Consider the following 24,159-nt stretch of genomic DNA (forward strand, 5'->3'; position numbering starts at 1 on the left):
CTATCCGTTTTAAAACTTTAAGAAAGAAATAATTGGTAAGCTCCAAGTAACAAATTAAAAATAAAAACACATGAAAAATATAATTTTATATAGTATTGTTTTAGCAAGTTTCACTGCTTGTAACGAAACTAAAAAAGCAGAAAATATAACTGAAGAAGAAACTACAACTTTAATTGAAGAGACTGTTAAAACAGAAAAAAATTCTCCTATTAATCAAAATATCGAATGTTTTGGTGTTGTCGATGTTCCTCCTTTTGCTGTTCATGAAATTTTCGCAAAAACCTCTGGTTACATCTTAGATTTAACCATTTTAGAAGGACAACATGTAAAAAAAGGAGAGGTAATTGCCGAAATTGAGTCTCCTGATTTTGCTAACTTACAAAAAGAATATAAATCGGCTAAAGCTACTTTCGATTGGCATGAACAAAACTTTAAACGAAATGAAAAGCTTTATGAAAGCAATGCTATTGCTGATAAAGATTTTCAGCTTATCGAAAAAGAATATAAAATTGCCAAAGCCAATTATATTGGCCTTAAAGAAGAAATAAAATCTATTGGTTTTGATGAAAATGCCATTTTAAACACTAATGATGTTCGCCTAAAAATTAGAAGCAAAACTAGCGGAACTATTGTTAAAATTAATGTTAAAAACGGTTCAATGGTATCTCCTCAAATGCATCTGTTCACATTGCTAGATAAAGCTCATCTTCATGTTGAAATGAGTGTTGCTGCGGCCAATATTACAAACGTAAAAGCCGAACAACCTTTCTTCATTATGAACGGAAACGACAGTATCGCAGGCACGGTTCATTTAATTAACGAAATGATTGAAGAAGATAATACTGTAAAAGTGCATGGCCACTTTAACAACGTAGAAGACGAAGAAAAGTTAATTGTTGGGCAAAAAGTTTTTGTAAATATTGTGCAGTAAAACCATTATTTTTGGTGTGTGAATATTTCGTTTAAACCCATAGAAAAAATAGATCTGCCATCAGTTACGGCTATTTACAATTATTATGTAGAAAATAGCACCGCAACCTTTCATTTGGCACCTGTTTCTGAACAAGAAATGGAGACAACCCTTTTATTGGGTCATAGGCTATACAAGTCTTTTGTTATTTTGTCAGAAGGTGCAATTGTTGGTTTTTGCTATTTGGGTCAGTTTAGAAAAAAAGAAGCTTACGACATTAGTTCTGAAGTTACTTTGTACATTAAACATGATTTCACAGGCAAAAAAATAGGAGGATCTGTTTTGGCTTTTATGGAACAAGAAGCTAAAAAATTAGGCTTAAAAAACCTGGTTGGTGTTATAACATCCGAAAACAAAGGAAGTCTCAAGTTGTTTGAGCGAAACGGTTATTTTAAATGTGGACATTTAAAAAATATTGGAATTAAGTTCGGAAAAGCTTTAGATGTTATTTCTTATCAAAAAGAAATTTAATGGAATACTTGCCACTATTTGGATCTGTTTTGTTTATTCATTTGTTGGCTGTTATGAGTCCAGGTCCTGATTTTATTATGGCCCTAAGAAACTCCCTAACCTATTCACGAAAAACTGGGGTTTATACAGCAATTGGTTTTGGGCTGGGTATTGGTGTTCATGTTTTTTACTGTGTTTTCGGGTTGGCATTAATTATATCAACCTCTCAAGTTGCTTTTAACATTATAAAATTCTTGGGGGTTGCTTATTTAGCATACATTGGGGTCGTTTCAGTTTATTCTAAGACAAAAGACATAAGCGCAGGAAACCAAGCCCACAAAAAAGATATTAGTGCATTAAAAGCAATTAAAATAGGTTTTTTAACCAATGTGTTAAACCCTAAAGCTACATTGTTTTTTTTAAGCTTATTTACCTTTGTAATTGGCCCCAATGTACCCAAAAGCATTGCGTGGGTTTTAGGGGTAATGATGATGATAAATACTGCTTTATGGTTTAGTCTTGTTGCGATTTTTTTTACTCAATCCCGCATTAGAGCGATATTTAATAAATATCAAAAAGCATTTAATATTGTTTTCGGTGTTTTACTAATTGCAATAGCTATTAAAATTGTTTTTACTTAAATTTATAAAATGAAAAAAATATTCCTTTCACTCGTAATATTAACTGTAATATCCGCAAACTCGCAAACTATGAAAGAAAGCATACACCAATTTAAAGTAACAGACCTTTACGGCGAAGAATTTGATTTTAGCTCTTTGAAAGGGGAAAAAATAATAATGGTAAACACGGCTAGTGAGTGTGGTTTAACTCCTCAATACGAGCAGCTGCAAGAGGTTTATGAAAAATACAAAGACCAAAACTTTGTTATAGTTGGGTTTCCTGCAAATAACTTTGGTGCTCAAGAACCCGGTAGCGATGAAGATATTGCCACTTTTTGTAAAAAGAACTATGGCGTTACTTTTCCGATGATGAGTAAAATTTCTGTTCAAGGACGAGACCAACATGAAGTTTATAAATTCTTAACTCAAAAAAGCAAAAATGGATTAGAAGATTCTGAAGTAGTTTGGAATTTTCAAAAATACTTGGTTGATGAAAATGGGTTTTTGGTAAAAGTATTGCATCCTAAAACTCTTGTTACTGAAGATGATGTTATAAAATGGATTGAAGAGTAAATAATTGTTTGTCCTACCCCAGCCAATTTAAAACATTATCCTTCCAAATTAACTTAGAATCGTTTTCTGTTAAAATATTAAGGTTAACCGCGTCGTCAATTACTTTTCCAGGATAACAATCGCCAACAGATTCCATTTCTCCTAATGGATATGGGTCGTCCAATCCTGATACGATTTGTGAAACCCCAACCCTATGTTTTAGTAATTGAAGAGTATAAGGATCGTGAACCAGTGTATCAAAAAATAAGTTTGGATGCCCAAGTGTGGTTTTCGGATGTTCTGCTCCTTTAAATAAATCTGGACGTCCTTCAAACCCTTGAACTCTTCGCCCATAATTTGCTTGTCCCAGCATACATCCATGTGCAAAACATACCCTAACATTCGGAAATTTGTTGGGAATATTTTTAAGCGTAAATAAATGTAATGTGTCAGCTGTTTGTGCCATCATCCATACCAAATGAAATCTCCAGTTTTCATCTTTAAGTTTAATCATTTTAGGGGCGTCGTAGGGATGAATTTCAATGGCTAATTTATATTTGTTGGCTAATTCATAAATTGGAAAACAGGATTCATCTGCTACAGAAACCCATTCTTCATTCTTGTTTAAATAATGGGTTGGTAAACATAAAAGTTTCATTCCTAGCTCAACAACACATCTTTCAATTTCAGCTAATGCCTCGTCCATAAAGTTAGGTTGAACAACAAACCCACAAGTGAATTTTGTAGGGTTTTCATTTTGAACAAAAGCATTAAAGTCATTTTGCCAGCGAATAGCGTCAATAGCGTCTTGTCTTGACCAACCGTTACAGTAAACCTGTGAAAGGTTTAACATTACACCATGGTCTATCTTGTTTTTTTCCATCCAAATCAATTTATCTTTTAGAAAAAAACTTGGGTCAGTTATTGGCCTAGACCAACTCCCTTGGCGCATAAACTTTTTATCATCATCAATCCAAAACAGTTTCTTATCCTTCATAAATTGAGGGATTTGTTTTGGTTCAGGCAAAATGTGACCATGACCGTTAATTCTAGTAAAACTCATCTTAATCTGTAAACTTTGGGTCTGTTTCCATTGTATGCCCACAGTTATCACAAGTTCTTAATTCTTCTGAATTATAAAAGCGTTTGAACACTGGCAAAAAGTCTTTTTCTACATTAGATAAGTCAAACTTTTCTTCATATAGCTGATGATTACATTTGTCACAAAACCACATTAAACCATCCTTAAGTCCTGTTCCTTTTCTTTTTCTTTCTATCACAAGCCCGACAGAACCTTCAGATCTTCCTGGTGAATGAGGAATGTTTGCTGGCAACAAAAACATTTCTCCCTCTTTAATGGGCACTTGAACTGCTTTTCCGTCTTGTTGAATGGTAACACAAATGTCTCCTTTAACTTGATAAAACAATTCTTCCGTTTCGTTGTAATGATAATCTTTTCTTGCATTTGGACCACCCACAACCATTACAATATAATCTCCTGATTCTGTGTAAAGGTTTTTGTTTGCTACTGGCGGTTTTAATTTATCTTTATTATCTTCAATCCATTGATTGAAATTAAACGGGGGTATAATCGACATATTTTTATTTTTTAAACACCCTAAAGGTAGTTAAGTTGCTTGATTTATAAAAGAAAAATAACGATCAAGTCTATAGTCCTAGCATAACTTTTATATTTGTTTCCAAAACCTCCCCCATATTCTTACATGAAAGAAATGCTGAAGAAGAATGAAATTTACCTAACTCCAACTTTAAATTCTCTACGTTATCATCAAAAGAAATTTTATCTTTTTTAAGTACGTCAATCAGCGAATCAATTTGATACTTATCATTTAAATATCTTTTTCTTAACAATGATTTTTCTTCTTTTTTGTATTGCTCAATGGTTTCCAATGGAATGGCATTTTGTATTAATTGAACATAAAAAGCGTTTTCAATATAAAACTGCGGAAGGTAAATTCTACATCGCTTTTCAAAACTTTGTTGGTCAAAATCTATTGCCCTAACCCGATATTGAATTTGGTCAAAATCTTGAGTGACAACAACTACATAGTTATATGCTCTCATATCTCCTAAAAGTCTAACAAAACACTGCTCGTTAAATTTAACAAATTCTTTAGACAGCCTTACCGGGTTTATGTTTCGTTGGCCAGATTTTACTTCATTAATAAATTGATCTCCTGGTATTCCAATAATATGCTCCTCTATAAGCGTGTCTTTGTAGTAGATATAATTTATTTTGTTGGGAGAAAAATGATGTTCTAACTCTAACCCATAAACTCTAGATGCGTCAGCTTTCTTAACATAATAGTAATCGTAATTATCGTTTAATTGATTTAAAATTTTTATTCGAAAAGGTTTAGAATTTCCATAACCACAAAAGTCAATACCATCAACCGTTAAGTGGTCTAATTTTGTTCCGTCAGAAATTAGTAATCGGTATATTTCAACAAGTCCTGCATATAAATAATCCATCTCATTAGGACCATAAACACACCTGTTCCATAATGTTGGCTCTCCTGAAAAATCTTCTAATGGAATTAAACTAGCATACCTCAGCAAATCTTCATACTGCAAAGGTATTTCTATGCTTCTTGATATTTTTACTAAATAGTCGTTGAGTTCTTTGCCAATTTTAAAAAAAGGCTTTTTGTATTCTATATTGTTAAGTCGCATAATTAGCTATAAAGCTAAAAAATTACACAACCTATACAAAACTCTTGCTCCAACATTTGCGTCCCACTCATTGTTTCCAACCTCATTTAAATCAAACCCTATTATTTTTTTGCCCGAAGAGACAAGTTCTCTAATTAAAAAATTGATTTGTTCAACTTCAAAACCTCCAGCAACCGGCGTTCCAGTATTTGGACAAAGTTTTGGGTCTAAACCATCAATATCGTAACTTATGTAAACTTTTTCTGGCAATTCATTAATTATTTCTTTGCATTGTTGCTCCCAGGTTTTACCTTCATATTGAGCATTTTTAATATCCCAATCAAAAAAAGTTTTAATTCTGTTTTCAGAATTATTTATTAATTCTATCTCTGCTGGACAAATATCTCTAATTCCAACCTGAACCAACTTAGAAACCTTGTTGTTTTTAAGTGCGTTAAACATTATAGAGGCGTGAGAATATATAAACCCTTCGTAAGCCTCTCTGAGGTCAGCGTGTGCGTCTATTTGAAGTATTCCAAAGCTGTCATGTCTTTTAGACAGGGCGTTTATTAATCCTAATGGAGAGTTGTGATCGCCACCCAACAAACAAACTGTTTTGTTTTGGTTTATATAAGTTAACGCTGTTTCTTCTACTTTTCTATTTAGCTCTTCACAATGCAAATTGATTTTTTCATATAAACCCTTGTCTTCTTCTGTAAACGGGATTTCGTTCTCCAGCTTATCAATAAGAATTGTTGCTATTTCTCCTATTTCTCTATTCTTTTTGAGTTCTTCTTCAAAAATTGGCAACATAGCAACTTTTGTTTTCCAGGCCTCTTTTTTATAAGGACTATAAAAATCAAGCTGTGTTGATGCTTCTAAAATTGCTTTTGGCCCTTCGGCTGTTCCTTTTGAATAAGAACAAGTAATGTCAGATTGAACAGGTATAATAACAATTTGGCTTTCCTCAACACTGTAAGGAAAGCCAAAAATATTGCCATTGTTTATACCAACTTCGTTAGGATTAAACATTGTTTATGCGTTTACTGCTTCTTTTTTTAATAACTTTTTCACAAAGTTTGGCATTGCAAAAGCTGCTTTATGAATTTCTTGATTGTAATAATTTAGTTCATTTTTGTTTACAAACGCCTCTATTTTACTTTCGTCAGCATTAATAGGATTTATATTCCCTTTCGATGCTATTTGGAAGCTCCACATTCCAGTAGGATATGTAGGAATATAAAACAATAATGTGTTTACTTTTTCTTGACCAAAAATATTACTCAAACATTGGTTTAACTCAACGAAAACTTTTCCGTTAAACATTGGAGATTCTCCTTGTGCAACAAGTAACCCATTTTCCGATAAAGCATTTTTACAGTTTGTATAAAACTCATCTGTAAACAATCCTTCTGCTGGTCCAACAGGGTCTGATCCATCAACCATTATTAAGTCGTATTCTCCAGCTTTTGCGTTTTTAACAAACTCTATTCCATCGCCAACTATTAGGTTTAGTTTTGGGTTGTCAAACTCACAAGAAATAGATGGCAAATGTTCTTTACATGCTTCTATTACAACTCCGTCTATTTCTACCATTGTAACTTTTTCAACGCTCTCGTGTTTTAAAATTTCACGAATTGTTCCTCCGTCACCACCGCCTATTACTAAAACATTTTTAGCGTTTCCATAAGCAAGCATAGCTGGGTGAGAAATCATTTCGTGATAATGATACTCATCTTTTTCGGTACACATAACCATATTGTCTATGGTTAACATTTTACCATAAGCATGGGTGTCTAAAACTGAAACTCTTTGAAAAGGAGATTCTTTTCTAAACAATACTTCTCCTGTATATCTTAATGAAAGCGCTTGATTTTCGTCTTTATCAGTAAACCACACATCTCTTGTATATTTTCCAGGGTTAACACGATCTGTTGTTTGACTTCTCATAGAACTTAAGTCAAAATCCATTCTCTCCAACAAATTAATAACCCCTCTTCTCATTTCTATAGCTGAATAATTTTTGGCCTTAAACTGATCTTGTAAATAGTCAAACGCAGCCCAGGTGTTTGTGTCGCCACAAGTAAAAATATCTACTGCAGCATAACCGTATTCTGGCCAAGTATGAATTGCCAGGTGACTTTCTTGAACAACAACAACCCCAGAAACACCGTAAGGTGAAAAATGATGAAACGTTGAGTTTATCACTGTCATTTCTGCTCTAACAGCAGCTTCAACCATGTCGCGTTCTATTGCTACAACATCGTTCATAATTTCAGGTGAACACCCTGTAAATTCAACCAAAATATGGTTCCCTAATGCACTCATAATGTAAGTTTTATAAAATAAAAAAGTGGTTAAAATTAACCACTTTTATTGTTCTTTGTTAGTTTATGTCTTTTTATATCAAGTTTATTTTATTAAAGAGATCGTCTTTGTATGAACCCCCTATTGGAATAAGCTTTTTTCCTCCTTCTATTACAATGTTTGGTTGTTCTATTGCTATTATTTTATCAAGTCTTACTATATAGGAACGGTGCACTCTTTGAAAATCGTTTTTAGGTAACTTTTTTTCAATGTCTTTCATTGTTGAGTGAATAGTATATTTAGCCTCACCAATATTAATAACTACATAATCTTTAAGTGCTTCTACATATAAAATGCTTGAAGTTTTTACCTTAACAAGTCTTGAGTTTGATTTAACAAATATAACACCATCATCTCCTTCCTTGTTTTCTACTAAAGAATAAAGAAAATCTCTTTCTTTAATGATTTCTGCTTCTTTACTATGTTTGTAAAGAGCCATTTCTATTGAGGTGTGAAGGTCGATTTCTTTAAAGGGTTTAATTATATAGCCATATGGTTCTGTAACTTTTGCTTTACTAAGCGTATTTTCATCAGCATAAGCTGTTAAATATATTACAGGAACATTAAGTGTTTCTTTAATTTTTTCTGCAGTATCAATTCCACTCATGTCTCCTTTCAACATAATGTCCATCAAAACAAGGTCTGGTTTTGTTTCGTTAGCTAATAAAACAGCTTTTTCTCCTGTTGCTGCCGCTCCAACGATATTATAACCAAGCTTTTTTAAGCTTTGTTGAATATCTTTTGAAACTATACTCTCGTCTTCAACTACTAAAATATTGTATTTCGACATTTTTTATACTTGTTTAAATTTTATTGTATATGTTGTTCCTTTTGTGCTTTTCATTTCAATCGTTCCATCAATTTGTTCAACCAGTGTTGTTACTAATTGAAGTCCTAGAGAGTTTGTTTCTCTAAAATTTATGTCTTTAGGAAATCCTACTCCATTATCAGAAACCGTAAGAACAATATTTTTTCTATTAAGAGACAAATTTATCCTTATTTTTCCTTCTTTCCTTCCTTCAAACGCATATTTTAATGCATTAGAAACCAATTCATTAATTATCAACCCGCACGGAATAGATGTGTCTAGATTTAAAGAAACATCTTCAATTTGATGTGTTAAGTCGATAAACTTATCTAAAGAACTGTATGAATGTACTAAATTTTTAGACAAACTTACAACATATTCCGAAAAATTTATTTTAGAAAAGTCATTTGTCTGGTATAAACTTTCGTGTATAATAGACATTGATTTTATTCTGTCTTGACTTTCTTTTAGTATTGAAAGTGTTTTTTTATCATCAATATATGATGATTGAAGGTTTAAAATGCTAGAAATAACCTGCAGGTTATTTTTTACCCTGTGATGAACCTCTTTAAGCAGAATTTCTTTTTCTTTTAAAGAGTCTTTCAACTGTTCTTCTGCTAATGTTTTTTCTGTAATGTCATGAGCAATTCCCGAAACCTGTGTTACTTTGTTGTTTTCATCAAATATAGGATTCAAAAAAATGTTTCTAATTATTCTGTTTCCCTTTAAGTTTGTTTTTGATGTTGTAAACTCTACTTGTTTGCCAGAAAATGCTTGTTTATATTGTTCGTCCCAAAAAGAATAAACATCCTTTTTAGCTTCTTGAGGTCGCATTTTTAGCTCTTGATTTATTTTTAATTCTTTACCGTATAAGTCAAAAATGGCATCAGAATAGTTTTTATTATATGTTGTTATTCCTTTGTTTTCTTCATATATCCAAAACAAATGAGAGCTGCTTTCAATTATCGATCTTAATTTTGAACTTTGGTCAAAAAGCATTTGCTCATCATACTTTTTCTGAACAGCTAATGCTAATGCTCCTGAAATAAAATCTAATATTTCAAGAGATTGATCGTCAAATTGATTTTCATTTTTATATGATTGTACAGATAATACACCTACTACTTTGTTTTTTGTTTTTAATGGAATTCCGATAAATACTTTACATTTAGGCCCTAAAACTTCATATTTTCCATCTTCAATAATCTTATCTAATTCTTTTCTTTTTAAAAGTTTACTTTTCTTTTCTTTTAAAAAATATTCATTTATTCCTTTCTTTCTTTTCCTGTCCTCTTTATAAATTCTTCCCCCTCTTTCAATATCATAATAATAAGGAAACGAAATAGATTCATCGTTAATTGCATAAGAAATAACAAAAACATCAGTATTTAACACCTTTCCTAATTCTATTCTTATGGCTTCATATAGTTCTTCAGCATTAGTTTTCTCAGCAATTATTTTTGAAATATTATTATAAACAGTTTGTCTTTTATTTGCTTTCTTTTCTTCTGTTACATTTCTAAGTATTGCTCTTGTAGATATAGGTTTTCCTTTATTATCAAATTTGCAACTAATATCTCCCTCTACTGTTATTTTTTCTCCCTTATTTGTTTTTAAATCAAATGTTTTTCTAACTGATTTTACCGTATTATTTTTAATAATTTCTTTAAAAAATATATTACAAGAATCAACACTATCTTCGTGAATGAAATCAAAAATATTTTTGTTATATATTTCTTTTTGATTGTATCCTAATGTTTTTAACCAAGATTTATTTACATATACAATATTACCTTCTACATCTATGCTTTGAATTAAATCCGTAGCATTTTCAAATATATCTCTATATCTTTCTTCACTTTCTATTAGTTGTTGCTCTGCAAGTTTTATATCTGTTATATCTCGAGAAACACCCATTGCTCCTTTGGGTTTCTTATTTTCATCTAATAAAACAGAAGCTGAAAGAAATGAAGTAAACTCCTCACCTCTTTTGTTAACATTTATAATTTCACCTGTAAAAAATCCTTGCTTTTTTAGTTCATTTTCTACTCTTAAAAGAGTGTCTAAATTTTTATAAAGTATGCTAATAGGTTTATTTAAAACTTCTTCTTTTTTATATTCAAAAGCACGTTCTGCAGCTTTATTAAATTCTTTTATATTTCTATTTTCATCTGTAGCAACAATAATATCTAATGAACTATAAATAATATTATTTGTATAGTTCTGATTTATTAATAATTGTTTCTCTACTCTTTTCCTTTCTTCAATTTCTTTTTGAAGTATTTTGTTTGATTCCTCTGCTATTTGTGTTTTAAGCCTTTCTATTGATAATTGCTTTTTATCAGATATATCTTGAAAAACAACCTGGATTGCTTTTTTACCTTCATAGTTAAAAAGCATTGATTTTGTTTCTAAATCAATTATTTCTCCTGTTAGTGGTTTTTTTACTCTTACTTCTTGAAAAATAACTTCTTCTCCGTTTAAAACCTGTTTTCTCCTTTGTAGGGCATTTTCATGATATTCCTCTAGTAAATAATTAAAAATATTTATTTTTTGATTAACTTGATTTATACTTTTTAAACCTAAAATTTCATAAGATTTTGGGTTAGCATAAACTACATTTCCATCTATATGTATTAAATTACCATAAGGAGAATTTTCAATAAGATTTTTAAAATTTTCTTCGCTTTGTTTTAATTGTTTTTCCTTTAATATTTGCTCTGTAATATCAATTAAAGTTCCTTCAATTCTATTTGTTTTTTTATCAGTAATAGAAACATTTGTTAATATCCAAATTTCTTCACCTTTCTTATTTTTATGTTTTAAAGTATAATTAGATAAAAATCCTTTTTTAGATAATTCTTTAATATAATTATCTCTATCCTTTTTTGAAAAATATAATAGTTCTGCTTTTTTACCTATTAAATCACTACTTTTTTCGTAACCAAAAATTTTAGCAAATGAATCATTACATTCTTTTATTAATCCTTTTTCTGTATAAAAAACTCCTGCTAAATTATTTGTAAATATATTCTTATATAATTGTCTATTTTCTATTAATTTTTGTTGTTGCTCTTTTTCTCTAGTTACATTTCTTAAAACAGTTGTTGTTTCTACTATTTCTCCTTTTTCATTATATTTTGCATGAACAGTTTCATCTATCCATATATATTCTTTTTTACCTTTTGGTTTAAATCTAAAAACAGAATTTATGTATGTTTTTCTTTTTTTATATAATCCTTCTGAAATGTTTTTATCTATTTTTTTTATATCATCAGGATGAATTCTACTTGATAATTTACCTGTATTACCTAGCTCGTTAAATTCTTCAATTGAATAACCTAATAATTCTTTTATTTGAGGGCTTATGTAAGTTAGTGTTTTATTTTTTTCAGAAAACTTTACATTATAAATACATTCATCAATATTTTCTAATAAAAATGAAAGCTGATTTTCTTTTTCTTTTTTTTCAGATATATCTCTAGCGGTACCAAATAATCCTTTTTGAGTTCCATCATTATTATATAAAGTATTGATAGACTCTTCTATCCAAACATATTTTTCTTTTATTTTATTATAAAAACGATATGTAATTGACCATTCTTTGGTTTCTTTATTTAAACTTTTTACTTTCTCCTTTATAAATTCTATTTCCTCTGGATGAAAATATTCAAAAAGCTTATTTTGATTTTTTATATAATTTTCAACTGATAATCCAAATACATTTATTACTTGTGGACTTATATAATCTAATATTTTTTTTCCTTTTTCATCAAAAGAAATTTTATAAAACATTTCACTAACATTATCCATTAATAAAGATAAATTAGCTTCTTTGCTTTTAAGGTTTTCTATTTCCTTAATTAACTCTTCTTTTGATTTTTTTGAGTAATCCACTTATTTTAGTTTAGTACCATCAATTTTATATTCCTTACCATCTTTATAATTGATGTTTAACACTATTTCTCCTAATTCATTATAAGTTTTCCAGGTATCAACTTTATTTCCCATTAAAAAATGTTCTTCTCTCCATAATTTACCTGATTTAAAATAAAATTTATGTTTTCCATCAGGTACTCCATCAATAAAATTACCTTCAAAATTTAATTTATTATTATCAAAATAATAATTCCATACACCACTTCTAACACCATTTCTATATTCTCCTTCTTCTCTATGATCACCCATTTCATAAAACCAAGGACCTTCTTTTAATCCATCAATAAATTCACCTTTAGTTATTAATGTTCCATCATCATAATATTCATATAAAAAACCATCTTCTAATCCTTTTCTAAAACTTTCTTCCCTTAATAGTTCACCATTTGGATGATACCATTTCCATAAACCAGTAAATTTTTCTCCTTCTAAATATTTTCCTTTTTGCTCTAATTCACCATTATTAAAATAATATTCCCATTCTTCAATTTTTAAACCATCTAAATATTTTCCTTTTGACTTTAATTGACCATCAAAATAATATTCTTCCCAATAACCCTGTCTTCTATCCATCTCATCAGTTAATCCTTTTGCAACTAAAATTCCATGATGATATATTTCTGTTTTTTCAACATTTCCATTTTTATCATAATAATTAAAATTTCCATGCTCTTTACCATTTACATCATAAGCACCTTCTTTTTTAATAGAAGCATCATCATAAAATTCTCTTCTAATATCTAAAGCTTCTACTGATTCATCAAAACTTTGTGGAACACCATTTATATATAAAATAGCATTTATAAGTTTTCCTTGCTTATCGTAATCTTTTAAATAGCCATTCAATAAATCATTTTTGTAACGGCATTCTTGTTTAAGTTTTCCTGATTCATAAAACTGTTTCCAAATACCATCTTTTTCATTTCTTTTATTAAATCTATTTATTTTTTCATTTCCAATAAAAGTTCCTTTTTTATATACACTTATTGTAATTATTCTTCCATCTTTTCCATATTCATAAGAGATACCATCTTCAACACCATCTATAAAAGGAATTTTTTTACTAATTAATTTACCTGGTTCATCATAGTAATAAATTGTAAAATTTTGCTTTATATCATTATTAAAATGTTCTTCTAAAATAATATTACAGCTATCACTGTAATAGATTTTTAAACCATTTTTTAAGCCATTTTTATAATTAATTTTCGTTTTAAATTCACCTTTTTCATTATAAAAAATCCAGGTACTATCTAAAACATAATTTTTTCTATTACCCTCCGATTTTATCAGACCTGAAGGATAATAAGTGAACCAATAACCTTCTGGCTTACCATTTTTTATTAATCCCTCGCTAGATAAATTGCCATTTTCAAAGTAAAATTTAGTAACACCATCATTCAATTTATTTTGAGTAAAACTACAGATAGAAATACAGCAAAAAAATAAATTTAGAATGAACACTTTATACATATATATATATTATTTATTTTAAAATTAAAAAAAGTATGTTATTACTATTAAGGTGTTAATTGTGTTTAAAATTAACAAATAGTTTATTCGTTTATTTAATTAATAAAAAGATATGCCTATTAATTAACAAAAAATGAGTTAATTATAATACTGATTTTGTTTTACTTACTAAGTTAATTAACATTTGTTAGTTTCTTTAATTAATAATAAGTTTTTGTAAAAGTTATTAGTTCTTTTATTCTTTTAGTTGTTTATAAAAAGAGTGTTTAAAAACATAAAAAATACTTGCAATATTCAATCTAAAATTTCATTATATTTTTATTTGATATATCCTATTATAAAAAGTTAGTTTTTATCAATACTTAATTTATTTATAAACATGATTATGGTTAATTTTATAGCCTTTAAAATCAACCATTTAAAAATAGTAATTAACATAGATGTTGATAACCTTAATTTAATATAAAATAACAATGATAGTAAACAATATTGCAATAGGTAGCGATCATGCTGGTTTCGAATTAAAAGAATTTTTAAAAGATTATTTATTAAATATAAATATAAAAGATTTTGGACCTGATTCTGATGCTAGAGCAGATTATGCAGATTATGCTCACCCGGTTGCTAATTGTGTTGAAAATAACCCTGATTATTTAGGTATATTAATTTGTGGAAGTGGTAATGGAATTAACATGACTGCAAACAAACACCAAGCAATAAGAAGTGCACTGTGTTGGAATGCAGAAATTGCTGAACTAGCTAGACTTCATAATAATGCTAATATTTTGGTTTTACCGGCTCGATTCATAACAAAAGAAGAAGCAATTAAATGTGTTGACATATTCTTTAATACTCTATTCGAAGGAGGAAGACATACAGATAGAGTTAATAAAATTGCTTGTAAATAAAATCACATAACATTTTCTTAACATTGAATTAATTTAAAGTTAACTCTTTAGCTTATTTATAGGTTTACTTTCGCTAAATATTAGAATTTAGATAACAAAAAGTAAATATTATGAATAAGATTAAATTAATGTTAACATCAGCTTTTTTTACAATAGCTATTTATTCTTTTTCTCAAGAAGTAACCAACACTAAATTTGGTAAAGGCCTTTATAATGTTGTTGCAGCAGACAGTTCTTGGAGCATGAAGTTTGGAGCAAGATTTCAAACATTATTTATAGGTGAATGGAATTTAAATGAAGATGATGGAATTACAGAAGGTACTTCTAAGTTTTTAACTAGAAGAGCAAGGTTAAAATTTGATGGTTTTGCTTACTCGCCAAAATTGCAATATAAACTTGAGTTGGGCTTAAGTAATAGAGATATTTCAGGAGCAAGCGCATACACAAGTAATTCGCCAAGATATATTTTAGATGCAGTTTTAAAGTGGAACTTTTATAAAAACTTAACCTTATGGGTTGGACAAACTAAACTACCAGGAAATGTTGAAAGGGTTATTTCTTCAGCAAACCTCCAATTAGTAGATCGTTCTTTATTAAATAGTAGATTTAATATTGATAGAGATATGGGAGCTCAATTAAGACACCATTTTAAATTAGGAAATGTTGTTATTAGAGAAATTATTTCTGCTTCTCAAGGAGAAGGAAGAAACATTACTTCTGATAATTTAGGGGGTTACCAATGGACTAGTAGATTAGAAATTTTACCTTTTGGTAGTTTTAAAAATAAAGGAGATTATTCAGGAGGAGATTTAAAAAGAGAAGAAAAACCAAAACTAGCTTTAGGAGGTACTTTTGATTACCATGATAGAGCAGTAAAAAATAGAAGTAATCAAGGAAGTTATATGACCAACGATGTTGGTTTTTATCAAACGGATGTTTATACATTATTTATTGACGCAATGTTCAAATATAAAGGGTTTTCATTAATGGCAGAATATGCTGATAGAACTGCTGAAGATGCGATAGCAAAAAACTCTGATGGAACAGAAACAGGAGATGTAGTTTCTGTTGGTAATGGATTAAATGCTCAAGTAGGTTATTTATTTAAAAACAATTGGGAAGTAGCTACCCGTTTTACACAAATTCAATTAGATAAAAAAATTACAGGAAAAGATGTTGAAACCCAATATACTGTGGGTGTTTCTAAGTATTTATCAGGGCATAAGTTAAAAATACAGTCAGATGTTAGTTATTTAACTGTTGAAAATAGTAAGGATAGTGGGTTAATGTATAGGCTTCAAATCGATGTTCATTTCTAAAATTAACATTAATTTAACACCCTAAAAAAACCTCATTAAAAAAGACACTTTAGATTTGCTAAAAATTAAATAATTATGGAATTCGGAATAATAGAAATTTTAAAATTAATAGGAGCTCTTGGTTTTTTCATTTACGGAATGAAAATAATGAGTGAAGGAATTCAAAAAGCTGCTGGTAGTGGCATGAGAAAAATACTTAGTACCATGACCAAAAACAGGTACATGGGCGTATTAACAGGGTTTTTAGTAACCTGTTTAGTACAGTCGTCTTCTGCCAGCACAGTAATGGCAGTAAGTTTTGTTAATGCAGGACTACTTTCTTTAGTTGAGTCAGCAGGTATAATGTTAGGAGCTAATATTGGAACAACAATTACTGGTTGGTTAGTTGCTGTATTAGGGTTTAAAGTGAAAATGGCGGCAATGGCACTTCCTCTTTTAGCTTTTGGTGTTCCAATGATGTTTATGAAGAAAAACAGAACTAAAAGTATTGGCCAATTTATAGTTGGTTTTGCTATATTGTTTTGGGGTTTATCTGAGTTAAAACATTCAGTTCCAGATATTAAAAATAGCCCTGAAATTCTTCATTTTTTAGGTGATTATGCTCATACAGGATTTTTAAGTAACATATTCTTTATTATAGTAGGAACTATTTTAACAATTGTTGTACAATCTTCTAGTGCATCTATGGCATTAACACAAACATTATGTTTTAGTGGTATTATTCCTTTTGAAGTTGCAGCAGCTATGATTTTAGGTGAAAATATTGGAACGACAATTACTGCAGAGTTGGCGTCTTTACCAGCAAATGTTCATGCAAAAAGATCGGCAAGAATACACTCTATGTTTAATATTGTTGGGGTAAGTTGGGCTGTTCTTTTAATAACTTTTACTCCTGCTCTAGACGGGGTTAGAGCTATTGCAATGAACTGGTTAGGTTCAGCAGACCCAATGACAGCAGAAGGAGCCCCAATGGGATTAGCTATATTCCACACAGCATTTAATGTGGTTAATGTGGGTATCATGATTTGGTTTGTACCGCTTCTAGTAAAATTAGCTATTAAATCTGTTAAATCTAAAGGAGAAGCAGACGAGGAATACCATCTAGAATATATCAGCACAGGTATAATGTCTACACCAGAGATGTCTATTATGGAGGCACAAAAAGAAATAGCTAAATTTGGTGAGGTAGTAAAAAGAATGAATGGATTTCTTAAAAGTTTAATAATTACAACAGACTCAAAAGAAATTAGCAAAACCCTTGCTCGTGTTAAAAAATACGAAGACATTACTGATAGAATAGAAGTTGATGTTGCTGATTATTTAGCTAAAGTTGCTGAAGGTGAAATGAGCGAAAACTCTAGTATTCGAGTTAGAGGTATGTTGCGTATTATAGGAAACCTTGAAAGAATGGGAGACATTTATTATCAAATGTCAAAAGGAATTGAAAGAAAGAATGAACAAAAAGTTTATTTTACTCCTGAACAAAGAGAAAAATTATTAAACATGTTTGAATTAGTTGAAACAGCACTGGAAAACATGGTTAAAAACCTAGATGGACATTACGAAGATATTTCTTTAACCAAAGCAACAGAGCTTGAAAACAGTATTAACGCTTATAGAAAAACAATAAGAAAAGAACATTTCGAAAGCGTAGAGCGAGGTGATTATAATTTCCAGAGTGCTACAGTTTATAGCGAATTGTTTAATTCTTTAGAGAAAATAGGCGATCACACTATTAATGTTACCGAAGGAGTTACTGGGGAACATTAATTTTTCTTAACATTAATTTAATATAGGTAACACATCTTTAACAATTAGATAAAAATGTGTTACCTTTTTTTATGTTTCAATGTTGTTACTTTGCTTAAAAATTCAAACTATGAAACAGACAATATTTTCAATCCTTTTTTTACTTTCAGTTATTGCTTTTGCAAACAACAACGAAACAACAAAAATTAAAACGACAACACTTCAAGGAAAGGTTGTTGATAACACAGAAAGCTTAACAGGAGTAAAAGTTACTATTGACAACCAAGAAACAGTTGTATACACGGATTTTGATGGAAACTTTTCTTTAGAAAACATTCCTGTTGGAACTCATAAAATAGAATTAAGCTTAATTACTTATAAAAACAAAGAAGTAAGTGTTGATTTATCTCAAGAGAATAAAATTGAAATAAAGTTAGAGGCAAAATAAAAAAGTATTTAAAAACAAAAAAAACCTCGCTTTGCGGGGTTTTTTTGTTTAAAAAACATAACAAATAATTTTTTTAAACGTAATGTATTAAAAAAACAAGAAACATGCATAAAAGAATAGCTTTAATAATATTAATTACTTCAATATCTCTGTTTAGTTATTGTCAAAAAATAAATAAGATAGATGGTTTTTTTGTTGATGAAAAAGGACAAAAATATAGTGGAGATTTGATTTCTTATTATGAAAACGGAAACAAAGAATTTGTTTATTTAATAAATGATGGTGTTGAAGATGGCGTCGTTTTGTTTTATTATGAAAACGGAAACATTATGGAAGAAGGGTTTTATAAGGAGGGATTAAAGTCTGGAAAATGGGTAAAATGGGGAGAAAACGGAAACAAACTAGCAGAAGCAAATTATGATAAAGGAATAAAACATGGAAGCTGGTTGGTTTGGGATGAAAAGGGTGTTAATAGATATGAAATGGAATACAATAATGGAAATAGATCGGGTACATGGATAAGTAGAAATGAATCAGGGGATGTTGTTAGCAATAAAACATATTAATGTGTTTATTTTTAATACTACCTTAACCTTCTGTTAACCACAAAATAGAAATGTAAAGTTAATTTTCTAGTAAAATTACTTTACAATGTCCTCTAGTATAGCGGTTCTTTCTAACAACAAAAACGAAAGTTTAGATTTAATTTCTCTTTTAAATAAAGAGGGTTATGACGCTTTATTTTATTCCGACGCTAAAAAGCAAACTTTAGAAAATATATTGAACTCTTCCCCTAGAATTGTTTTAATTGACTTAGACCTTGAAATAACAGACGGGATTGAAGTCTGTCATTTTTTGAAAAACGAAAAGAAGATTAACTCTTTTCTTTTTATTTTTTCAGATAGAAATGAAGAATATATTGAAATAGAAGCTTTTAAAGCAGGCGCAGACGATTATATTTTAAAGACAATTAATCCTCGTTTGTTATTAAAAAAAATAAGCGCTATACTAAATCGAAGCAAACAAAATAAGGCTAATTTTGAACAAAAACAACTTGTTTTTAAGGATGTAATTGTTGACTTATATAGTTATACGGTTTATAAGAAAAATACAGCAATATATCTTCCTAGAAAAGATTTCGAAATCTTACAGCTTTTTATATTAAACCCTCAAAAAGTTTATTCTAGAGAAGAAATACACAGGATAGTGTGGTCTACAGAAGATAACTTTAACCCAAGAATAATAGACGTTCACATTAGAAAAATAAGAGAAAAAGTTGGCAACTATTTTATTGAAACGATAAAAGGTGTTGGTTATCGCTTAGCAGCATAAGAGTTTAATTAACAAAAAAGGGAGCAAGTTTTTTCTTGCTCCCTTTTTTGTTTTGTATTCTATTCTTATTTGAAAGTATAGCTATATCCTACTCCAAAAAACCTTCCTTCACTATATGATGAAAATATTTCGTCGTTCGCGTTAAACGAGCTATATATACGCTGTCTTTTTTGATTTAGCACATTTCTTACGTTAAAGCTAATTTTATGACGTTTAATCTCTCCTCCTAAGCTTTTAGATAGTTTAATGGTTAAATCATGAAAAGCTTTGTCATAAACATCAGGAATTCTTCCTATACCTACAATAGCTAAGCTTTTCCCTTGTACGTTATAACTAAGTGTTGCGTCGATTCCTTTATCTCGATTTGTATAGCCTAAAAAGCTATTAATTAAAAATGGTGCTTGACCTTGAAAGTCTCTTGTCTTTTCAACTGTTTGTCCATCTCTAGCTTCTAATGTTCTTGATTGAAACTCAATATCGCTCATTTCAACTTCTGATTTTGCAAAAGTTACGTTAGATCCAATTGAAATGTTTTTAAGTTTTTCACTGATAAATTCTAGGTTCTTTTTTACTTCAAACTCAACACCCAAAACAGTTGCTTTATCAACGTTTCTAGGCGTAATGTTGTCGGCACTTGTTGCGTTGTAAGAAACAACTTCTATTGGGTTAGTAAATGTTTTATAAAAACCACTTACTGAAACAATGTCTGTTGAACCCATGTATTTTTCAAAACGTAAGTCGTAATTGTTAATGTGTGTTTGAACTAAATCAAGATTTCCAATAAAAGTAATCTGCGTAACTGCATCGTAAATTTGAGCGCCCGACTTTTCCTTAAAAGATGGTCTTGCTAGCGTTCTACTAAAGTTACCTCTAATGTTTATGTCTTTTGCTACAGCATAAACCATACTAACAGCAGGAAGGAAGTCTAATTCATCTAAAACCACACGGTCTTTATACACGTCTTCATTAGGGTCAATTACAGTTTGTCTTTGCCCAGTATATTTCATCTCTGCTTTTTCAACACGAGCACCATAAATTACTTTAAATGAACTATCAATTGGTAGTTCGTTCATAATATAACCAGCAAGAACAGTTTGTCCTGCAACGTAAATGTTTGAAGAGTCAACCTGTCCTATTGCATAAATACCCTCTCCTGTAACTGGTGAGTTAGCAGCACTAAACAAGTATTCGCTTGTAAAAAGCTGATCTGGATTTCCTGAGTATTCTGGCTGCCCAATATTTCTAAAGTTGTATTCAACAACATCAAAAGAGCGTTCTTTAAAAACATAGTTAACACCTGTTTTAAGTGTGCTTTTCATTTCCGACCATTGGTTAAAATCCCATTTTAAGTCTGCTTTTGCGTTTAAATTTATTTCTTCAAGATTTCTGTATGCTCTATTTACAAGGGCGCCTTCACCATAAGCTAAAGTGTATTCTCCAGCATCAGAAATTACATAAATAGTTTGCCTTAAGTCTGGCTCTTTGTTTAAAGCGAGAGATGGAGATATGGCTGTTTTTAATTCCAGTTTTTTATTAAATTGGTGTTTTGATGACAATAATATATTGCTAATACTTCTTTGGTTATAATAAAGGTTTGTTTTATCCAACGTAACGTTGTTGTCTGAAAAATCGGTGTTTTCTTGCAATAATCTTGTGGCTGTTTTTATTCCGTTTTGCGTATGAAATAAAGTTAATGAGTATTTACTTTTCTCTCTTTTTAAAGAAGTGCTTAATAATCCATTCCAAAGAACTTCTTGCTTGCCTACCGAACCATTATTTTGTTCAACCAACTCAAGATTAAACTTAGAGGTTGTATCACTGTTTTGGAAGGTGTTAAATTCAAAATCGTCATAGAAAGTATATTGCATACTATAACCTAATGAAGCAACAAACCCTATCGTGTTTTTCTCTCCATCAAACTGATTACCATAAGTAATGTTGTATCGTTGGTTCAATAAACTGTTTGCCTCTATTGCAGACATATCTCTATCAAAAGCTCTAGTTGCCTTTTGAACAGAAATGTCATTTTGTTGACTAATTAAAGGTCTTGGTATTTCACTTTTTGGGTTTATTGGGTTTACTCTCCACCCTGCACCGTCTGCCCAGAGATCAGAAGTGTATCCGTTATAGGATAAGAAGTCACTTTTAAAGTGCATGTTTGGGTTATAACTAAAAGAAGTTGAAATGCTAAAAAATTTGCTTTCAGGAAAGTCTTTAGTAACAATATCAACCATGCCGCCAGTAAAATCTCCTGGAAGGTCTGGTGAAAATGTTTTATACACCACAATATTATCTACCACACTAGTTGGAAATATATCTACTTGTACTGAATTTCTATCAGGGTCTAAACCAGGAATGGTTATTCCGTTTAATATTGTTTTTGTGTATCTGTCCCCTAAACCTCTTACATAAACATTTTTTCCTCCTTGAATTGAAACTCCGGTTACTCTTTTTAAAGCCCCCGCAGCTGAGTTATCGCCTGTTTTTGCAAATGTTTGAGCAGAGATACCATCAATTAAATTAACAGACTTTCTTTTTATTGTTGAAATAGCAGCTTCGTTATTTCTTACTTGTTTTGCTGTTAATTCAAATGTTTCTCCTGTAATTGATTGGTCTTTCATTCTTAACGGAACAATTGTTACCCCACCATCTTTAACCACAACATCGCTAACTTTTTGTGTTGCAAACGACACATAAGAACTAACAACGGTATAAGTTCCTGGGGCAACAGAAATAGTATAATTTCCATCAAAATCAGTTATTCCTCCTGTTGTTGTTCCTTCAATTATTACACTACAACCTATAAGAGGCAAGCCTGTTGCATCCTCAATTACTGTCCCTCTAATTTTTCCAGTTTGAGCAAAAACTCCAAAACTTAAAACTGTTAATGTTACTGCTAAAATATTTTTCATAAATCTTTTAAAATAAAAATTGCCGCAATGTTTCATGCGGCAATTTTAAGACTGTAAAATGTTGTAAGTATTACTTCAACATTAACTAATTGTTAATTAGTTATTGCATTTTGTATTGAGCAGTATTTGAAGCTAAAGACCACCCTGCAAATTGACTCATATCAATTCCGTTTGTAATACCAGTATTGGTTGTGTTTGAACCATTAAATGTTGTCGCATCAAAACCAGCTTGGTCTGAATTCAACACTCCTGACAAAGAAGCCACATTAAAAGTGTTGTTTGTAATAGTTAGTGTAGAAGCGCCCGTTCCTGCATAATTACCATAAGCATCAGCACCAAGAATCCTAACTAAAGCGCCAGATTTAAAACCTGTAAAATGTATGTTTTGTAAAGTACCTTGAGCTTTTGATTTAAATACCGCAAAGTTTCCGTTAGAAATTGTTGATGAAGCACCAGAACCAACAACATACCCTTTGTTAAATGTAAACAAACCAGAGCTGTTTGCAGACCCTTCTGGACCATCTATTTCAAAAGCGTCACCATCTTGATTAGGACCTAAAACAGCAACAAAGTTTGAAATAGTTCCACTATAAGATTGATCAACATCATAACAATCATCGTCAATTTTAATAACAATAGCATCAGTAACATTAACAGCACCACCAAAAAACTCAATACCATCATCTAATCCTGCATAAATTTCAACGTGATTTATTGTTGTGCCACTTCCAACACCTCCAAGTGTTAAGCCATTTATTTCATTACCTCCAGACAAAACAATTCCACCATGTCTAATTGAGCAATACTGAAACTCTCCAGAGTTATCAGCAACATCTGAACCACCATAAGTAGTTCCTGCTGTTCCTGCAGGAATACCTTCAACTTCTGCTGTTGTTCCAGAGCTTGGTGAAACAGGAGCATCTCCTAAGATGATAACACCCCCCCACAAACCTTTGTTGGCAACTGTTAAGTTTGGACTTTCTATTTGTCCAGGAAGAATTTGATCATCTTCTCCAGTAAAAATTATTGGGCTTGAAGCTGTTCCTGTAGCATGAATTTTAGCGCCAACACCTACTATTAAAACAGAAGCACTAGCACCATCTCCTGCTTTCCCCTTAATTACTGTTCCTGCTTCAATTGTTAATTCAGCTGGAGCAACAACAACAACACGACCATCTAACAATACTACTTTGTCTTTTGTCCATATTGTGTTTGTAGTTATGTTTCCTGATACTGTTATTGAGGGAAAAGAAGCTTCAGGAGTAGTTACAGGCAATATAATTTCCTCGTCGTTACTATCTTTTTTCTTCGAACAAGAAGTAAACACTAAGCTTGTTCCAAGTATTAAGGCTGAAGCAAATAATAGTTTTTTTGTTTTCATTTTAATTTAGATTTTAAATTTGATTAATTAGATTTTCGTTTTATAATTTTTTACAATGCAAAATAAGTTCCTTAAGGTTATGTGTTAATGAAAGCAACTTTACAATTGCTTTAACTTCGTGTTAAGTAAACATTAACAACAAAATTGATTTGTATTTTATTAATTCACATGACTACCGGTTTTGCTGAGAAAGAAAATAATTTAATGTTAATTTAACACCTATAATTAAAGAACGGGCGTATCTTCGTAGGAGAATAA

The 24,159-nt window shown here is 30.3% G+C and carries 20 protein-coding genes; 10 read left to right on the forward strand and 10 right to left on the reverse strand.

Annotation, left to right across the window (positions count from 1 at the left end):
• The first annotated feature begins 70 nt into the window (after positions 1 to 70).
• Genes FRY74_RS09795 through FRY74_RS09810 form a run of 4 tightly spaced genes read left to right on the forward strand, consistent with a single transcriptional unit; the run spans position 71 to position 2,613 of the window.
• The gene (locus FRY74_RS09795) at positions 71 to 931 is read left to right on the forward strand and encodes an efflux RND transporter periplasmic adaptor subunit (RefSeq protein ID WP_147100984.1); all 861 of its coding nucleotides are present in this window, start codon (positions 71 to 73) and stop codon (positions 929 to 931) included.
• An 18-nt stretch (positions 932 to 949) separates the two neighbouring features.
• On the forward strand, positions 950 to 1,441 hold the full coding sequence (locus FRY74_RS09800) for a GNAT family N-acetyltransferase (RefSeq protein WP_147100986.1): 492 nt from the start codon (positions 950 to 952) through the stop codon (positions 1,439 to 1,441).
• The gene (locus tag FRY74_RS09805) at positions 1,441 to 2,061 is read left to right on the forward strand and encodes a LysE family translocator (protein WP_147100988.1); all 621 of its coding nucleotides are present in this window, start codon (positions 1,441 to 1,443) and stop codon (positions 2,059 to 2,061) included. The genes FRY74_RS09800 and FRY74_RS09805 overlap by 1 nt, the downstream gene beginning before the upstream one ends.
• Before the next feature lie 9 nt (positions 2,062 to 2,070).
• Positions 2,071 to 2,613, forward strand: coding sequence for a glutathione peroxidase (locus tag FRY74_RS09810; RefSeq protein WP_147100990.1), 543 nt, complete (start codon positions 2,071 to 2,073; stop codon positions 2,611 to 2,613).
• Positions 2,614 to 2,626: 13 nt separating this feature from the next.
• Here FRY74_RS09810 and FRY74_RS09815 read toward each other — a convergent pair whose 3' ends face one another.
• The 8 genes from FRY74_RS09815 to FRY74_RS09850 all read right to left on the reverse strand — a co-directional run bounded on the left by FRY74_RS09815 (position 2,627) and on the right by FRY74_RS09850 (position 13,852).
• On the reverse strand, positions 2,627 to 3,655 hold the full coding sequence (locus tag FRY74_RS09815) for an amidohydrolase family protein (RefSeq protein ID WP_147100992.1): 1,029 nt from the start codon (positions 3,653 to 3,655) through the stop codon (positions 2,627 to 2,629).
• Position 3,656: 1 nt separating this feature from the next.
• On the reverse strand, positions 3,657 to 4,190 hold the full coding sequence (locus FRY74_RS09820; RefSeq protein ID WP_147100994.1) for a 3-hydroxyanthranilate 3,4-dioxygenase: 534 nt from the start codon (positions 4,188 to 4,190) through the stop codon (positions 3,657 to 3,659).
• 70 nt (positions 4,191 to 4,260) lie between these two features.
• Positions 4,261 to 5,286: a hypothetical protein gene (locus FRY74_RS09825; RefSeq protein WP_223265863.1), complete on the reverse strand. Its 1,026-nt coding sequence runs from the start codon at positions 5,284 to 5,286 to the stop codon at positions 4,261 to 4,263.
• A gap of 6 nt (positions 5,287 to 5,292) precedes the next feature.
• Positions 5,293 to 6,297: an agmatinase family protein gene (locus FRY74_RS09830; protein ID WP_147100998.1), complete on the reverse strand. Its 1,005-nt coding sequence runs from the start codon at positions 6,295 to 6,297 to the stop codon at positions 5,293 to 5,295.
• Between the two features lie 3 nt (positions 6,298 to 6,300).
• Positions 6,301 to 7,593, reverse strand: coding sequence for a polyamine aminopropyltransferase (gene speE, locus FRY74_RS09835; RefSeq protein WP_147101000.1), 1,293 nt, complete (start codon positions 7,591 to 7,593; stop codon positions 6,301 to 6,303).
• 73 nt (positions 7,594 to 7,666) lie between these two features.
• Positions 7,667 to 8,422, reverse strand: coding sequence for a response regulator (locus FRY74_RS09840; protein ID WP_147101002.1), 756 nt, complete (start codon positions 8,420 to 8,422; stop codon positions 7,667 to 7,669).
• A gap of 3 nt (positions 8,423 to 8,425) precedes the next feature.
• Positions 8,426 to 12,337 carry a PAS domain S-box protein gene (locus FRY74_RS09845; RefSeq protein WP_147101004.1) on the reverse strand — a complete coding sequence of 1,304 codons (3,912 nt, stop codon included), beginning with the start codon at positions 12,335 to 12,337 and terminating at the stop codon, positions 8,426 to 8,428.
• Positions 12,338 to 13,852 (reverse strand): toxin-antitoxin system YwqK family antitoxin, encoded by a 1,515-nt coding sequence (locus FRY74_RS09850; RefSeq protein ID WP_147101006.1) that lies wholly within the window; start codon positions 13,850 to 13,852, stop codon positions 12,338 to 12,340. It lies immediately after the preceding gene.
• Positions 13,853 to 14,325: 473 nt separating this feature from the next.
• Here FRY74_RS09850 and rpiB point away from each other — a divergent pair, with 473 nt between their 5' ends.
• The 6 genes from rpiB to FRY74_RS09880 all read left to right on the forward strand — a co-directional run bounded on the left by rpiB (position 14,326) and on the right by FRY74_RS09880 (position 19,608).
• Positions 14,326 to 14,760: a ribose 5-phosphate isomerase B gene (gene rpiB / locus FRY74_RS09855; protein WP_147101008.1), complete on the forward strand. Its 435-nt coding sequence runs from the start codon at positions 14,326 to 14,328 to the stop codon at positions 14,758 to 14,760.
• A gap of 110 nt (positions 14,761 to 14,870) precedes the next feature.
• A complete protein-coding gene (locus FRY74_RS09860; protein ID WP_147101009.1) occupies positions 14,871 to 16,079 on the forward strand; it encodes a porin in 1,209 nt (402 codons plus the stop codon).
• Positions 16,080 to 16,154: 75 nt separating this feature from the next.
• Positions 16,155 to 17,849: a Na/Pi cotransporter family protein gene (locus FRY74_RS09865; protein ID WP_147101011.1), complete on the forward strand. Its 1,695-nt coding sequence runs from the start codon at positions 16,155 to 16,157 to the stop codon at positions 17,847 to 17,849.
• Positions 17,850 to 17,958: 109 nt separating this feature from the next.
• Entirely contained in the window at positions 17,959 to 18,276 is a 318-nt protein-coding gene (locus FRY74_RS09870; protein ID WP_170228001.1) for a beta-sandwich domain-containing protein, read from the forward strand.
• A 104-nt stretch (positions 18,277 to 18,380) separates the two neighbouring features.
• Positions 18,381 to 18,842, forward strand: coding sequence for a toxin-antitoxin system YwqK family antitoxin (locus FRY74_RS09875; protein WP_147101014.1), 462 nt, complete (start codon positions 18,381 to 18,383; stop codon positions 18,840 to 18,842).
• Between the two features lie 85 nt (positions 18,843 to 18,927).
• Positions 18,928 to 19,608 carry a response regulator transcription factor gene (locus FRY74_RS09880; RefSeq protein WP_147101016.1) on the forward strand — a complete coding sequence of 227 codons (681 nt, stop codon included), beginning with the start codon at positions 18,928 to 18,930 and terminating at the stop codon, positions 19,606 to 19,608.
• Positions 19,609 to 19,673: 65 nt separating this feature from the next.
• On the opposite strand, the gene FRY74_RS09885 is transcribed toward FRY74_RS09880, so the two are convergent.
• Both FRY74_RS09885 and FRY74_RS09890 read right to left on the reverse strand, forming a co-directional pair.
• Positions 19,674 to 22,520: a TonB-dependent receptor gene (locus tag FRY74_RS09885; protein ID WP_170228002.1), complete on the reverse strand. Its 2,847-nt coding sequence runs from the start codon at positions 22,518 to 22,520 to the stop codon at positions 19,674 to 19,676.
• A 100-nt stretch (positions 22,521 to 22,620) separates the two neighbouring features.
• Complete coding sequence (locus FRY74_RS09890; protein ID WP_147101020.1) at positions 22,621 to 23,901, reverse strand: hypothetical protein; 1,281 nt, start codon at positions 23,899 to 23,901, stop codon at positions 22,621 to 22,623.
• Positions 23,902 to 24,159 lie beyond the last annotated feature (258 nt).

It is taken from the genome of Vicingus serpentipes, assembly GCF_007993035.1.
GTDB classification, from domain to species: domain Bacteria; phylum Bacteroidota; class Bacteroidia; order Flavobacteriales_E; family Vicingaceae; genus Vicingus; species Vicingus serpentipes.

Excerpts from the sequence above, each read along its gene's own strand:
- speE (WP_147101000.1), bottom strand. The coding sequence starts at position 7,593 with ATGAGTGCATTAGGGAACCATATTTTGGTTGAATTTACAGGGTGTTCA.
- FRY74_RS09885 (WP_170228002.1), bottom strand. The coding sequence starts at position 22,520 with ATGAAAAATATTTTAGCAGTAACATTAACAGTTTTAAGTTTTGGAGTT.
- FRY74_RS09805 (WP_147100988.1), top strand. The coding sequence starts at position 1,441 with ATGGAATACTTGCCACTATTTGGATCTGTTTTGTTTATTCATTTGTTG.
- FRY74_RS09820 (WP_147100994.1), bottom strand. The coding sequence starts at position 4,190 with ATGTCGATTATACCCCCGTTTAATTTCAATCAATGGATTGAAGATAAT.
- FRY74_RS09880 (WP_147101016.1), top strand. The coding sequence starts at position 18,928 with ATGTCCTCTAGTATAGCGGTTCTTTCTAACAACAAAAACGAAAGTTTA.
- FRY74_RS09865 (WP_147101011.1), top strand. The coding sequence starts at position 16,155 with ATGGAATTCGGAATAATAGAAATTTTAAAATTAATAGGAGCTCTTGGT.
- FRY74_RS09815 (WP_147100992.1), bottom strand. The coding sequence starts at position 3,655 with ATGAGTTTTACTAGAATTAACGGTCATGGTCACATTTTGCCTGAACCA.
- FRY74_RS09825 (WP_223265863.1), bottom strand. The coding sequence starts at position 5,286 with ATGCGACTTAACAATATAGAATACAAAAAGCCTTTTTTTAAAATTGGC.
- FRY74_RS09850 (WP_147101006.1), bottom strand. The coding sequence starts at position 13,852 with ATGTATAAAGTGTTCATTCTAAATTTATTTTTTTGCTGTATTTCTATC.
- FRY74_RS09810 (WP_147100990.1), top strand. The coding sequence starts at position 2,071 with ATGAAAAAAATATTCCTTTCACTCGTAATATTAACTGTAATATCCGCA.
- FRY74_RS09875 (WP_147101014.1), top strand. The coding sequence starts at position 18,381 with ATGCATAAAAGAATAGCTTTAATAATATTAATTACTTCAATATCTCTG.
- FRY74_RS09840 (WP_147101002.1), bottom strand. The coding sequence starts at position 8,422 with ATGTCGAAATACAATATTTTAGTAGTTGAAGACGAGAGTATAGTTTCA.
- FRY74_RS09870 (WP_170228001.1), top strand. The coding sequence starts at position 17,959 with ATGAAACAGACAATATTTTCAATCCTTTTTTTACTTTCAGTTATTGCT.
- rpiB (WP_147101008.1), top strand. The coding sequence starts at position 14,326 with ATGATAGTAAACAATATTGCAATAGGTAGCGATCATGCTGGTTTCGAA.
- FRY74_RS09890 (WP_147101020.1), bottom strand. The coding sequence starts at position 23,901 with ATGAAAACAAAAAAACTATTATTTGCTTCAGCCTTAATACTTGGAACA.
- FRY74_RS09860 (WP_147101009.1), top strand. The coding sequence starts at position 14,871 with ATGAATAAGATTAAATTAATGTTAACATCAGCTTTTTTTACAATAGCT.
- FRY74_RS09795 (WP_147100984.1), top strand. The coding sequence starts at position 71 with ATGAAAAATATAATTTTATATAGTATTGTTTTAGCAAGTTTCACTGCT.
- FRY74_RS09830 (WP_147100998.1), bottom strand. The coding sequence starts at position 6,297 with ATGTTTAATCCTAACGAAGTTGGTATAAACAATGGCAATATTTTTGGC.